Origin of the sequence: Salinirubellus salinus (assembly GCF_025231485.1) — an archaeon.
In the GTDB taxonomy this organism is placed as follows: domain Archaea; phylum Halobacteriota; class Halobacteria; order Halobacteriales; family Haloarculaceae; genus Salinirubellus; species Salinirubellus salinus.
On record NZ_CP104003.1, the window covers coordinates 1,087,707 to 1,100,598 of the forward strand.

At 70.1% G+C, this 12,892-nt stretch carries 12 protein-coding genes; 7 read left to right on the forward strand and 5 right to left on the reverse strand.

Going from position 1 to position 12,892, the window contains the following annotated elements; translation table 11 throughout:
• Positions 1–141: 141 nt before the first annotated feature.
• Together N0B31_RS06045 and N0B31_RS06050 are read left to right on the forward strand one after the other, a co-directional pair.
• Positions 142–960, forward strand: a complete 819-nt coding sequence (locus tag N0B31_RS06045) for an alpha/beta fold hydrolase (RefSeq protein WP_260594955.1) — start codon at positions 142–144, stop codon at positions 958–960.
• Between the two features lie 100 nt (positions 961–1,060).
• Complete coding sequence (locus tag N0B31_RS06050; RefSeq protein ID WP_260594956.1) at positions 1,061–2,482, forward strand: carotenoid oxygenase family protein; 1,422 nt, start codon at positions 1,061–1,063, stop codon at positions 2,480–2,482.
• A gap of 29 nt (positions 2,483–2,511) precedes the next feature.
• On the opposite strand, the gene N0B31_RS06055 is transcribed toward N0B31_RS06050, so the two are convergent.
• Together N0B31_RS06055 and N0B31_RS06060 are read right to left on the reverse strand one after the other, a co-directional pair.
• Positions 2,512–3,336: an SDR family oxidoreductase gene (locus N0B31_RS06055; protein ID WP_260594957.1), complete on the reverse strand. Its 825-nt coding sequence runs from the start codon at positions 3,334–3,336 to the stop codon at positions 2,512–2,514.
• A 98-nt stretch (positions 3,337–3,434) separates the two neighbouring features.
• The gene (locus tag N0B31_RS06060) at positions 3,435–4,961 is read right to left on the reverse strand and encodes a class I adenylate-forming enzyme family protein (protein ID WP_260594958.1); all 1,527 of its coding nucleotides are present in this window, start codon (positions 4,959–4,961) and stop codon (positions 3,435–3,437) included.
• 100 nt (positions 4,962–5,061) lie between these two features.
• Here N0B31_RS06060 and N0B31_RS06065 point away from each other — a divergent pair, with 100 nt between their 5' ends.
• The gene (locus N0B31_RS06065; protein ID WP_260594959.1) at positions 5,062–6,189 is read left to right on the forward strand and encodes a sensor histidine kinase; all 1,128 of its coding nucleotides are present in this window, start codon (positions 5,062–5,064) and stop codon (positions 6,187–6,189) included.
• A 62-nt stretch (positions 6,190–6,251) separates the two neighbouring features.
• Positions 6,252–7,388: an acyl-CoA dehydrogenase family protein gene (locus tag N0B31_RS06070; protein WP_260594960.1), complete on the forward strand. Its 1,137-nt coding sequence runs from the start codon at positions 6,252–6,254 to the stop codon at positions 7,386–7,388.
• Between the two features lie 28 nt (positions 7,389–7,416).
• On the opposite strand, the gene N0B31_RS06075 is transcribed toward N0B31_RS06070, so the two are convergent.
• Positions 7,417–8,313 (reverse strand): MBL fold metallo-hydrolase, encoded by an 897-nt coding sequence (locus N0B31_RS06075; RefSeq protein ID WP_260594961.1) that lies wholly within the window; start codon positions 8,311–8,313, stop codon positions 7,417–7,419.
• 87 nt (positions 8,314–8,400) lie between these two features.
• On the opposite strand from N0B31_RS06075, the gene N0B31_RS06080 reads away from it, so the two are divergent.
• Positions 8,401–9,945, forward strand: a complete 1,545-nt coding sequence (locus N0B31_RS06080; RefSeq protein ID WP_260594962.1) for a class I adenylate-forming enzyme family protein — start codon at positions 8,401–8,403, stop codon at positions 9,943–9,945.
• A gap of 17 nt (positions 9,946–9,962) precedes the next feature.
• On the opposite strand, the gene N0B31_RS06085 is transcribed toward N0B31_RS06080, so the two are convergent.
• Both N0B31_RS06085 and mvk read right to left on the reverse strand, forming a co-directional pair.
• Positions 9,963–10,694 (reverse strand): isopentenyl phosphate kinase, encoded by a 732-nt coding sequence (locus N0B31_RS06085; protein WP_260594963.1) that lies wholly within the window; start codon positions 10,692–10,694, stop codon positions 9,963–9,965.
• Positions 10,691–11,677 carry a mevalonate kinase gene (mvk, locus tag N0B31_RS06090; RefSeq protein WP_260594964.1) on the reverse strand — a complete coding sequence of 329 codons (987 nt, stop codon included), beginning with the start codon at positions 11,675–11,677 and terminating at the stop codon, positions 10,691–10,693. Before mvk ends, N0B31_RS06085 begins: the two co-directional genes overlap by 4 nt.
• Before the next feature lie 108 nt (positions 11,678–11,785).
• Here mvk and N0B31_RS06095 point away from each other — a divergent pair, with 108 nt between their 5' ends.
• Both N0B31_RS06095 and N0B31_RS06100 read left to right on the forward strand, forming a co-directional pair.
• A complete protein-coding gene (locus N0B31_RS06095; RefSeq protein WP_260594965.1) occupies positions 11,786–12,322 on the forward strand; it encodes an NUDIX domain-containing protein in 537 nt (178 codons plus the stop codon).
• Positions 12,319–12,861, forward strand: coding sequence for an NUDIX domain-containing protein (locus N0B31_RS06100; RefSeq protein ID WP_260594966.1), 543 nt, complete (start codon positions 12,319–12,321; stop codon positions 12,859–12,861). The genes N0B31_RS06095 and N0B31_RS06100 overlap by 4 nt, the downstream gene beginning before the upstream one ends.
• Positions 12,862–12,892 lie beyond the last annotated feature (31 nt).

A 12,892-nucleotide genomic window follows, 5' to 3' on the forward strand; every position in this document is an offset into this window, starting at 1 on the left:
CCACCGACAATAAAGAGAGTTGTGGGCCGTCTTGCGCGTGTCCTCCGACTGTCAGCCCTCGGAGTGACGGGCGCGCGCACTCCCGCGCCGCCGTCCACGTCCGGCACTACAGTTAAGCCCCCACGCTCGAAGGCGAGAGACATGTCGACAGAAGACGAAGATCGGGCCACCGAGGCGTACCGGAGTCGAGCGGACGTGTACAGCACCGAGCGCGGCGAGGGGCCGGCCGTCGTGTTCGCCCACGGCACCCTGATGGACCGGACGATGTTCGACCCGCAACTGGCGGCCTTCGACGACGAGTACCGCTGTGTCGCCTACGACCTGCGGGCTCGCACGGACCAGTACGACACCGAGTACGACCTCTACGATCTCGCCGACGACGCCGTCGCCCTGCTGGACGCGAAGGGCATCGACTCCTGCGTGTTCGTGGGGATGTCGATGGGCGGGTTCACGGCGCTACGGCTGGCCGACCGCTACCCAGAACGGGTCGACGGCCTCGTCCTCGTCGACTCCGACGCCGTCACCCACGAGGAGTCCGACCGCGAGCAGTACGGTCAGATGGTCGAAGCGACCCGGGAGCACGGCCGCCCCTCGCAGAACCTCGTCGCCATCGTCGAGCACATCCTGTTCGGCGCGACGACCAACGAGACGAACCAGGACCTGGTGAAACGCTGGAGCGACCGCTGGCGGAGCTACCCCGGCGAGGCCGTCTACAACGAGGTCCACTCGTGGCTGGAGCGACCGGACTTCACGGACGCCTGCGCGGACATCGACGTCCCGGTCCTCGCCATCCACGGCGAGGAGGACACCTCCATCGACATGGAGAAGGCCGAGGCGACGGTGGCTGCGCTCCCGGACGCCCGACTGGAGCCGATTCCCGAGGCCGGCCACTCCTCGAATCTGGAGAACCCCGAGGCGGCGAACGCCGCCATCCGCGAGTTCCTGACCGACCTCTACTGACCGACGGCCAGAGAGCGGCGGACAGCCCCCAGGCATCGAGACGGACGGCACGGATACCCGGTGTCTCCAGCCTTATCCGGACGCCCGCCGTGGATGCGGTATGGCGACGGACCACGCGGGGACTAGACTCGGCTTCCACTCGATCGACGAGGAACTCGACACGGAACTCGCCGTCGAGGGCGAGGTGCCCGGGTGGCTCTCGGGGGCGCTGATACGCAACGGCCCCGGCTCGTTCGACCTCGCGGACGGCGCTGTCGGCCACTGGTTCGACGGCCTCGCGATGCTCCGGAAGTTCACGTTCGAGGACGGACGTGTCAGGTACCGCAACCGCTTCCTCCGAACGGAAGCCTACGCCGACGCAGAGCGTGGCGAGTACCGCGGCGGCTTCGGCACGGACGGGTCACTGTCGCGTCTGGAGAAGGCCGCCGCGCTCCTCACGCCGCCCTCGCCGACGGACAACACCAACATCGACGTCTGGCGCTTCGGCGGCGAGTACGCCGCGCTCACGGAGACCGAGCACCTGACGCTGTTCGACCCCGAGACGCTGGAGACGACGGGGCTGACGACGTACCTCGGTGAGCCGTACGGCCAGCACGTCACCGGACACCCGCACCACGACGACGAACGGGGTGTCACCGTCGGGCTCTCCACCTACTTCGGCCGCCAGCCGGAGTACCGACTCTGGCGCCAGCACGACGGCCGGTGGTCACGCGAGTCCCTCGCCACCCTCCCCGCCGACGAGCCGGCGTACCTCCACAGTTTCGCGCTGACCGACCGCTACGCCGTCGTCGTGGAGTTCCCGCTCGTCGTCTCGCCGCTGCGACTGCTACGCCCCTCGAACGAGGCGTTCATCAAGCGCTTCGACTGGGATCCGGAGCGCGGCACCCGATACCGCGTGGTCGACCGCGAGACGGGCGTCGAGGTGGCCAGCCCCGTCGGGGAGTCCTTCTTCTGCTTCCACCACGTCAACACCTACGACGACGGCGAGGAACTCGTCCTCGACATGGTCACGTTCCCGGACGCCGCGGCCATCACGGAACTCTACTTCGACGGCGTGGGCGGGCCCTCCTCGTGGGAACTGGAGGGCGGCCGCCTGACGCGGGCACGTTTGGACCCGCGAGCGGGCACCGTCGAGACACACGAGGTCCACGGGGGCCACCTCGGCCTGCCGCGCGTCTCGCCCGCGGTGACCGCCAGCGAGTACCGCTACGCCTACGCGCAGGGTGACCCCGGACAGCCCGTCACGGGGCTCCCAGAGTCCGTGCTGAAGGTGGACGTGGAGACGGGCGAGGACCAGTGGTACGACGCGGGGGGCTACACCTCCGAGGCCGTGTTCGTCCCGCGCCCCGACGGGGACCGCGAGGACGACGGCGTGGTACTCGCGGTGGTGCTGGACGCCGACACCGAGCGCTCGGAACTCCACGTCGTCGACGGGGCGTCGATGACGCGACTCGCGGTGGCGCCGCTCCCGCACGCCCTGCCGCTCGACTTCCACGGCCAGTTCCTCCCCGAGGTGCGGTAGCCCGGCGCGGTGCCGGCCGTCGAGACCGGTCAGAACGGGACGTTCGGCAGGAGGTGCCCGCCGTCTGCCGAGTAGTACGCGCCGGTGACGTAGTTGGCCGCCGGCGAGGCGAGGAACACCGCCAGCGGCACACAGTCCGCCGGCTGCCCGAACCGGTCTGCGTGTATCTCCTCCAGCAGCATCTCGGGGAGCTCGCCACCGACCGCGCCGGCGATACCCTCCGTCTCGATGATGCCGGGGGCGATGGTGTTCGCGCGGATGCCGAACTTGGCCCACTCGGCACCGAGCGTCTGCATCAGGTTGTGGACGCCCGCCTTCCCCGCGCCGGAGTGGGCGTGGTACGGGGCGCCATTGACGCTGTTCGTCGCGCCCATCGAGATGATTGACCCGCCCTCGCCGTGTTCGATCATCCGCTCGCCGACGGCCATCGAACAGTAGGCGGTGCCGTCGAGGATGGTGCCGACGACCGAGCGCCAGCCGTTCGCCGAGAGACTCTCCGTCGGCGTGACGAAGTTCGCACCCGCGTTGTTGACGAGGACGGTGATGTCGCCGAGTTCGTCCGTCACCGTCTCGACCATCTCCTCCACGCGGTCCATCTCCCGGACGTCGACGGTGGTCGCGCAGGCCGACTGGCCCGTCGCCTCGATGCGCTCGGCGACCGGTTCGAGGTGGTCCATGTTCCGCGAGGCGATGGCCACGTCGGCACCGAGTTCGGCGTACGCGACGGCGATCTCCTCGCCGATGCCGGTGCCGCCGCCGGTTATCAGCGCCACCTCGCCGTCCAGCAGGTCGTCCGCGAACAACGCCGTCGCCGGCGGGGTCGCCGGCCAGTGTTCCGTCCCTTCCCGAGCCATGCTCACCCGGACCGCACCGGCCGGTAAATAACCACGGCCCCGGATGCGCGGGCGGGGGACGTGTTCGGTCCCGTCGCAGGTCCGCCGCCGGGACAGGGTCAGTCGTACCGCTCGCGCAGGGCCACCTTGTCTATCTTCTGCGTCGAGGTCTTCGGGAGGGCGTCGACGACCCGGAACTCCCGTGGGATCTTGTAGTCCGTGATGGTCCCGCGGAGACCCGCCGCCACCTCGTCGCCGGTCACGTCGCCGACGAGGAACGCGACGACCCGCTCGCCGAGGCGGTCGTCGGGGACGCCGACCACGGCGGTCTCCTCGACGCCATCGACGCCGTAGATGGCATCTTCCACCTCGCGGGGGTAGACGTTCTCCCCACCGGAGATGATCATGTCGTCGATGCGGTCCTCCACGAACAGCATCCCGTCAGCGTCCATCCGGCCGATGTCGCCCGAGCGGAGCCACGTCCACGTCTCCGCGTCGCGGTCCGCCGGGGCCGGGCGTTCGACCAGCGCCTCCGCGTTCTTCTCGGGCATCCGGTAGTAGCCCGGCGTGATGGTGTCGCCGTGCCACATGAGTTCGCCCTTCTCGTCGATCCCGACCTCCTCGCGGGTCTCGGGGTCCTCGATACGCACGTCGACGACCTCGAGTGCCGGCGGGCCGATACTGCCCGCCTTGTAGACGTCCTGTCCCGGGCGGTTGATGGCCGCGAGCGGCGTCGTCTCGGTCATCCCGTACCCCTCCAGCAGTTCGACCCCGAGCAGCTCCTCGGCGGCCTCGATACGTTCTCTGGGCATGGGCGACCCGCCGACACCGACGGTCTCCAGCGCGGAGAGGTCGTATCCCTCCACGCCCGTGTTCAGCACGTCGATGAGCATCGTCGGGATGAGGAAGACGTAGGTCACCTCGCGGTCGGCGATGGTCGACAGCGCGGTGTCCACGTCCCACGTCGGCAGGAAGTGGTTCTCCGCGCCGGCGACGACGAACGGCGTCGTGGTCACGTTCAGGCCCGAGACGTGGAAACAGGGACAGACCGTGAGCGTGGTCTCGCGGCTCGTCCACCCCATCGCGTTGACGAGGCCGTGGGCGTTCGCCGAGAGGTTCCCGTGCGTGTGTTTCACGCCCTTCGGCCGGCCCGTGGTGCCGGAGGTGTAGACCAGTTCGGCCAGTTCGTCGTTCTTGCGCGGGTGGACCTCGTGTGGCCCGGCGTGCTCGGCGACGAGCGACGAGAACGAGTGGCCGCGGTCCCCACCCGCGACGACGAGGTGCTCGAGGGCGTCCGTCTCGAACGACGCTGCGTGCTCCTCGAACTGGCCGACGGTCACCAGCATCCTCGCACCGGCGTCGTCGAGCACGTACTCCACCTCCGGCCCCTCGAAGCGCATGTTCACCGGGAACGGGATGGCCCCCCGCTTCATCGCGCCGAAGTACGCCGTCACGAACGCGGTGGAGTTCGGGAGGTAGAGCGCGACCCGGTCGCCCGCGTCGACGCCGAGGTCGACCAGCGCGTTCGCGAACGCGTCGGTTTCGGCCGCGAACTCCTCGTAGGTGAGGTCACGGTTCGGGTCGGTCACTGCGAGGTCGGTCGGTGCCTCCGCCGCCGCCCCGTCGAGGTAGTTGGCGAAGTTCATACTCCTCGGGGCGTGTCCGGACCGCTTAGTGTTTGGGGAGCGACAGCATCCCACATGGTGGCGACGCTAGAACTATGCTCGTTCCCACCTCGAGGAGTGTATGAACGGCGTGCGGACGCTCGGGAACGGCAGGTGGACCGACCTCCTGCGAGCGAGGGGCCTCTACGCCCTGGCGCTGGTGCTGGTCGTCGGGGGAGTCGCCGCGACGCCGCACCACTTCCGGAACGAACCGCCGGTGATCGTCCTCTTCTACGCGTTCGTGGACGTCTGCCTCCCGCTCGGAGTGATGGCGGCGACGGCGTACGTCTCGCAGTCGGACTTCGAACGTCCTGAGCTCCGGACGGTGACCGCGTGGGCGACAGCGACGGTCGTCGCGTGCTGGGCCCTCTACGCGTGGTCGCGCTCGGCGGACCTGGTGGCCGGGGAGTTCACCGGTACCCTCCTTGCGGACATGTTCCTCTACGGCAACCTCGGGGCCGTGCTGGGGCTCATCGCGGGGGCCAACCGTGCCCGGGCGGCACAGAACGCTCGCCTGCTCCACCGGACCGCCGCACAGCAGGACGCCCTCGAGTTCATCAACCACCTCCTGCGACACAACGTCCTCAACGGCCTGCAGGTGGTCGAGGGGTACGGCGACCTCCTCGAGGACCACGTCGACGACGAGGGGGAACGCTACCTGACGGCTGTCCAGGACCGGACCGACCACATGGCGGAACTCGTCGGGAACGTGCGAGTCCTGATGCGGACGCTGGCCGACGGCGTCGACCGTGTCCCCGTGGACGTCTCGGCCACCCTCCACCACGAGGTCTCCGTCGCCGCGGCGGGCCACCCCGAGGCGACGTTCGAGTCCGACCTCCCGACCGGGTTGACGGTCCTCGCGGACTCGACGCTCGGGGCCGTCTTCGAGAACCTCCTGACGAACGCCGTCGTCCACAGCGACCGGGACCACCCGCGAGTCGACGTCTCGGCGGTCCGAGAGGGAGACGACGTGGTCGTCCGTATCGCCGACGACGGCCCGGGGATCCCCGAGTCGCTCCGCGAGGTATACCTCCGGGAGGGCGAGCAGAGCGCCACCTCCACGGGTGACGGGCTGGGCCTCTACCTCGCGTCGACGCTCGTGACGGCCTACGGCGGCGTGTTCACCATCGACACGAACGATCCGCGGGGCGCCATCGCCGAACTCAGGCTCCCCCACGTCGAGGCGAGCGACGCAGTCGTCGGGATGTAAACGCGAGACGCTCCGTCCGCGGTTCCGAAACCCACTTGTGGGGCGTTCACACACACCACCCCATGGTCGACTTCGGGTTCTCCGAGGCAGAGCGTGCCGTCAGACAGACCGCCCGCGAGTTCGCCGAGCGCGAGATCGCGCCGGTGGCGGACTACCACGAGCGGACCGGGGAGTGGCCACGCGAGGTTTGGGAGAAGGCCGTCGACGTGGGCCTCGTCGGCGGGACCATCCCGGAGGAGTACGGCGGTGCCGGCCTCTCGCAGGTGGAGACCTGCCTGTTCATGGAGGAGATCTGCCGTGTCGACGCGGGGATGCTCGCCGCCATCGGCACGGAGTTCGGCACGCGGATGATACGCGAGTACGGCTCCGAGGAACAGAAAGCGCGCATCCTCCGGGGCGTCGCAGAGGGTGAACTCGTCGGTGCGCTGGGGAACACGGAACCGAACCACGGGTCGAACGCGGCCGGTATCGAGACGACCGCCGAGAAGGACGGCGACGAGTACGTGATAGACGGCACGAAGACGTTCATCACGCACGGCACCATCGCGGACTACGTGCTGACGATGTGCCGCACCGGCGAGGCGGGCCACGGCGGTATCTCGGCGATAATCGTCGAGACGGACCGCGACGGGTTCGAGGTGGAGAGCGAGATACACAAGCTCGGCTGGAACGCGAGCGAGACGGCGCAGCTCCGCTACGACGGCGTCCGCGTGCCCGAGGAGAACCTCGTGGGCTACGAGAACGCCGGGTTCTACCAGCTCATGGAGTTCTTCGAGGAGGAGCGGGTCGGTATCGCCGCGCAGGCACTTGGCATCGCACAGGGCTGTCTGGAGGAGACCGTCGAGTACGTGAGCCAGCGCGAGCAGTTCGACCGCGAGTTGCGGCAGTTCCAGGCGGTCCAGCACACGGTGGCGGACATGGCGACGAAGGTCGAACTCGCCCGTCGGCTCGTCTACGACGCGGCCCAGCGCGTCGACGACGGTGAGAAGCCGACGAAACTGGCGAGCATGGCGAAACTCTACGCCAGCGAGATCGCCGAGGAGGTCGCGAGCGACGCCATCCAGCTCCACGGCGGCAACGGCTACACCACCGACTACCCCGTCCAGCGTCACTACAGGCACACGAAGATCTACCAGATCGGCGAGGGCGCCAGCGAGATACAGCGCAACATCATCGCGAAGGAACTGCTCGACCTCTGACTCTCCACGCCACCTCCCCGACGACCGCTCACTCGACGTGGATGCCGTCGTCCGCCACCCGCACGGTACACTCGCCGCGGCGCTCCAGATACCGGAGGTACTCGTACATCGTCAGCGTGACGTAGCCCACTCTGAAGTCGTCGATACCGAGTTCCTCGACGACGAACTCACGGACGAGGAACGGACCGTCCGCCCGGTGGGTGAGCAATCGGTCGACGGTCCGCTCGACGTCGGCGAGCGCACGCTCGATGCGCGCGTCGGGGTCGTCCATCGCCGGGCCGTGCATCGGGACGAGCACGTCGGGGTCCAGCGCCCGCACGCGACGCAGGCTCTCGACGTACGCACCCACGTCACCGAGCAGGGGCCCGTACTGGAACCGACCGCTGGGGTCGACGAGGTCACCGGAGAACAGCGTCCCGCTCGGTTCGTGGTGGAACGCGAGGTGTGGGTCCGCGTGCCCCGGCGTCGAGACGACGGTCAGCGACTCGCCGCCGAGTTCCACCGTGTCCCCGTCCGTCAGTTCCCGGGTCACCTCGATGCGCTCCTCGGCGTACGACTCGATGGGGAAGTAGCGGTCCCACTGGGAGTCGGTCGCGCCGAAGCCAGCGAGCAGTCGCGTCATCTCCTCGCGAGCCCGACGGAGGTAGTCGGTGTAGCCGTACAGGAGGTCGACGGCCCCGGCCGGCACGAGGTGTGGCAGCTCGGCGAGCGCGTCGACGGTCTGACTCCCGCCGACGTGGTCGATGTGGGGGTGCGTGTGGAGGACCCGTTCGACGCCCGCGAGGGGACCGTCCTCGACTGCCTCGCGCACGGCGTCACGCGAGACGGGTGCGACGTGGCCGGTGTCGACGAGCGTGTCGCCGACGCGGAGGACGTTCACCTCACCCCACTCCGGCTGCTGGAACTCGAACCGTTCGTACTGCATCCGGTTCGGCGCTCGGCCCGGCCGGTCATGAGACTTGCCATCGGGGAACACAGTTATGAGGACGCTCCGGTACGACACTACCGAGTCATGAACCTCTACGAACAGTTCGTCGCGGAGGCCCGTGCCCACCCGGACCGGGTGGCCATCACCGACCCCGACGGGGAGGACCTGCGCTACGCGACGCTGGACCGACAGGCCCGTGCTGTCCACGACTACCTCGCCGGGCGGACGGAACCGGGCGACCGCGTCGCCCTCTTCATGATGGACAACCCCACGTTCGTCGCGAGCGCCCTCGGCGCGTGGCGAGCGGGGTGTGTCCTCACGCTCGTGAACTACCGCTTCGGCGTGGAGGAGGTGGCCTTCGTGCTCGACGACATCCGGCCCGAGGTGGTCCTGACCGACACGGTGTTCGAGGGGAGTGCCCGCGAGGCGAGCGCGGACGTCGGGAGCGTCGAGTCGGTGGTCGTCGCGCACACGGACTCGTTCCTCACCGAGGCGTTCGGTGACCCGGACGACGCCCCGGACCCGGTCGTCCGGTTCGACGGCGACCCGGCCATCGTGATGCACACCTCGGGGACGACGGGGATGCCGAAGGGCGTCGTCCAGAGCCACCGGAACGTGGCCGCACAGGTCGAAGCGGGCGTGAGCGTCTTCGGCGTCACGAGCGAGGACGTGGGCATCGCGTCGGTGCCGCTGTTCCACGTCGGCGGCTTCCACGGCCTCACGCTGATGGGGCTGACCACGGGAGGGACCATCTGCGTGCAACCGGCGTGGGACGCCGAGCAGTGGGCACGACTCGTCGAGGAGACGGGCGCGACCCTCTCGGGGCTCGTCCCGGCGATGATGGTGGACGCGCTGAACACGGAGGCGGCGCGGGAGTACGACACCTCGTCGCTCCGCCTGCACTTCTACGGGGGGTCGCCGACCCCCGAACCTGTCGTCGAGGGGTTCCAGGATACGTTCGGCGTCGAGCGGATGCTCGACTACTACGGCCAGACCGAGGTGTGCGGGCTGGCGGTGACGTACCCGCCCGGCGAGGAGCGCGTGCCGGGCGCGATGGGTCGGACGCTCCCCTGTCTGGCGGGGCGCGTCGTCGACATCGCCACGGGCGAGGAGCTCCCGCCCGGCGAGGAGGGCGAGCTCCTCCTCCGCGGCGACAGCGTGATGCAGGGATACTGGGAGCGCCCAGACCGCAACGACGAGACGTTCAGCGAGGCCGAGGACGGCGGGCCGCGCTGGCTCCACACCGACGACGTGGTGGTCCGGGGGGAGGACGGGCTGCTCCGGTACGTCGACCGGGTGGACGACATCATCCACTCGGGCGGGGAGAAGGTGGCACCCGCGACCGTGGAGAACGTCCTCCAGGAACTCGACGCCGTGGAGTCGGTGGCCGTCTTCGGGACGCCCGACGACAGACTCGGTGAGACGGTGACCGCCGCCATCGTCCGTGCGGACGAGTCGTTGACCGAGGCCGACGTCGAGGCGCACTGCGACTCGAGCGGGGCGCTGGCCGGCTACGAGAAGCCACGCCGGATCGTCTTCGTCGACGAGTTCCCCCGGACCGGGTCGCAGAAGATCGACAAGGTAGCGCTCTCCGAACGCGTCCTCGACGAACTCGAGGTGAGCGACTGAGGCGACGCGACGGGCGCTCAGTCGATGACCGTCCCGGTGTCCGCTCCGTCGAGGAATCCGGCGAGGCCGTCGAGGTCGAACACCTGCGCAGGGGCGTCGAGCGCCAGCAACTCGCGGACCTTCGCCGCCATCCCGCCGGTCACGTCGGTGGCCTCGCTGCCGCCGAGGTAGTCGGCAACGTCCTCGAACCGCTCGATGCGGGGGACGACCGTGCCCTCGTCGTCGAGCACGCCCGGTACGTCCGAACAGAGACCGACGCGGTCGGCGTCGAGCGACCCGGCGAGCGAGACGACCAGTTCGTCGCCCGAGAGGATGGTCGCCCCGCGGCCCGCGTGGACGACCACGTCGCCGTGGAGGACCGGGACGAACCCCTCGTCCAGCATCGCCCGTACGGAGTCGGCCGGGAGGTGGAGCGTCCCGTCCGCGTCACGCCACGCGAGCGAGAACGGGTGGACGGGGACGGCCGGGACGCCCGCGCGCTGGAGCGCCGCGACGACGGCGTCGTTCAGCCGCTTCATCGCCCCGTGGATGTCGGTGACGCCGACGGCCTCGTGGGTCCCCTCGGTGGTCGAGACACCGTGCTCGCTCGCGTGGTGGTGGCCGAAACTCCCGCCGCCGTGGACGACGACGAGGTCGCCGGGGCCGTCCGCGAGCGCGGCCGCCGCGCGCTCGAGGTTCGTCTCGTCGACCGTCTCGGGTTCGTCCTTCCGGGTGACGACCGACCCGCCCAGTTTCAGGACGGTGGTCACTCGGCGCGCACCCCCTCGGTGTCGAGTTCGGCACGGAACGCCTCCTCGCAGCCGGGCGTGTAGTCGAGCGCCGTCTTCGCACCGTCCGTCTCGTCGAGGGCGACGATACAGCCGCCGCCACCCGCGCCGGTGAGCTTCGCGCCGAGCGCGCCCCCCTCGCGGGCCGCCCACACCATCGTGTCCAGCGAGCGCGAGGAGACCCCCAGCGCCGAGAGGAGGCCGTGGTCGAAGTCCATCAACCGGCCGAGTTCCTCGAGGTCGCCGGCCCGCAGGGCGGCCTCGCCCTCGCGAACGAGGTCACCGATGGCGGAGACTGTGTCGGCCGCGAAGCCGTACTCCTCGCGGAGCGCCCGGACGCCGGCGACGAGTTCGCCCGTGTCGCCCGCGCCCCCGTCGTAGCCGACGACGAACGGGAGGGTCGGCACGTCCGCGATGCGCCGGGTGTCGTCGCCCTGCACCCGGACGGCGCCGCCCACCGCACAGCAGAACGTGTCGGCGCGGGAGGCCTGCCCGTCCTGCACCTCGTGTTCGACGCGGTAGGCCCGGTCGGCCACCTCCTCGGCCGGCAACGAGACGCCGAGTTCGCGCGTCGCGGCGTCGATGGCCGCACAGACGACGGCGGCCGACGAGCCGAGACCAGCACCCAGCGGGATCTCCGAGGAGACGGTCACGTCGAACCCGGCGTCCGGCCGGTCGGCGGCGTCGCGGGCTTGTTCGATGGCGCCGTCGACGTAGCCCATCGCCGCCTCCACCAGCGGCGTCGGGACGTCCACGTCCGGCCGGTCCGGCCCGTCGGCACCCCAGGTGACGGTGAAGCCGTCGAGGGTGAGGTCAGCCGCCTCGACGCTCAGGCGACCGTCGTCGCGTTCCTCGACGGTCACGCTCGCGCGGCGCTCGATGGCACAGGGGACCGCGGGTTCGCCGTAGACCACGGCGTGTTCCCCGAACAGGTAGACCTTGCCGGGGGCGGATGACGTCGTCATGCCCGGTACTCGGCGGGGGCCGACCAAAAAGCCGGTCGAAGTGCGAGGCACGCGCCCGGTCGGCTCCGTCCCACCGAACCTAAGCCGGGGGCGCCCCTACGTTCGACCATGTCTGTCGCCGACCGCTCCCGTGCGCGGGTGGACGAGACGCTGGCCGACCTCCGCGAGCGCTACGGCGAGTTCGACGTGGTCGAGGAGACCGGGACCATCGCCCGCGCCCGCTACAGCGAGGCCGTCAACCGCTTCGAGGGCGAGGGCGTCGTCGGCGGGGCGGGTGCGTGGGTCACCGACCCTCGCGACCGGGTGTTGCTGGTCCGACCGAAGGACGCCGACGCGTGGGTCGACCCCGGCGACGCACAGCGGGCGGGCGAGACGCTCGAGGAGACGGCGGAGCGGGCCGTCGAGGAACAGACCGGGCTCGACGTGGCGCTCACCGGCATCCTCAGGGTCGAGGTGTTCGAGTACACCGTCGAGGACCGGGACTGGCCCCCGGTCCACGCCATCAACGTCACCTTCCGCGGCGAGAGCGAGGGCTACCCGAACACGGGCGACGATATCGGAGCCGCCGACTGGTGGCGCGGGTCGCCCAACCGCGTCGGCTACGAGGCGATGAACGAGTTCCCGTTCCCGGCGACGGAGTCGTGACGGGCGAACGAGACACGAGACGGGCGAGCCGAGAGACGTGGCGCGCCCTCGCCGACCTCGTGAGCGAGGAGGGGGAACTGGAGGTGGTCCACCGCCGCTGGGAGTGCTCACCGGACGTCCGTGACCGGCTGGTCGAGAACCTCGACAGCGTCGGCATCCTCGGCGGGGCAGGGGCGCTCGTCCGCCGCCAGTCTCCGGAGGGCGACCGGCCGGAGACGCTGCTCGTCGGCTACGGCGACGGCGAGGGGTGGTCGGACCCCGGCGCGAACCTCGAACCCGGCGAGTCGTTCCACGAGTGTGCCGAACGCGCGGTCGAGGCCGCCACTGGCCTCCGGGTCACCGTCAGCGGCGTCCTCCAATCTCACGTCCTCTACGCGGACGACTGGACCGACCGCGATCCGGTCCCACACCCGTTCGTGCTGTTCGAGGCGCTCTACGGCGAGGGGACCGCCGAGCCGCGAGGCTCCGCCGAGGCGGTCGAGTGGTTCCTCGACCCGCCGGCGGAGTTGCGATACGAGGAGTTACGCGACGTGGTCTGACGCACCAGCCCCCACCAGCCCTGCCGGACGG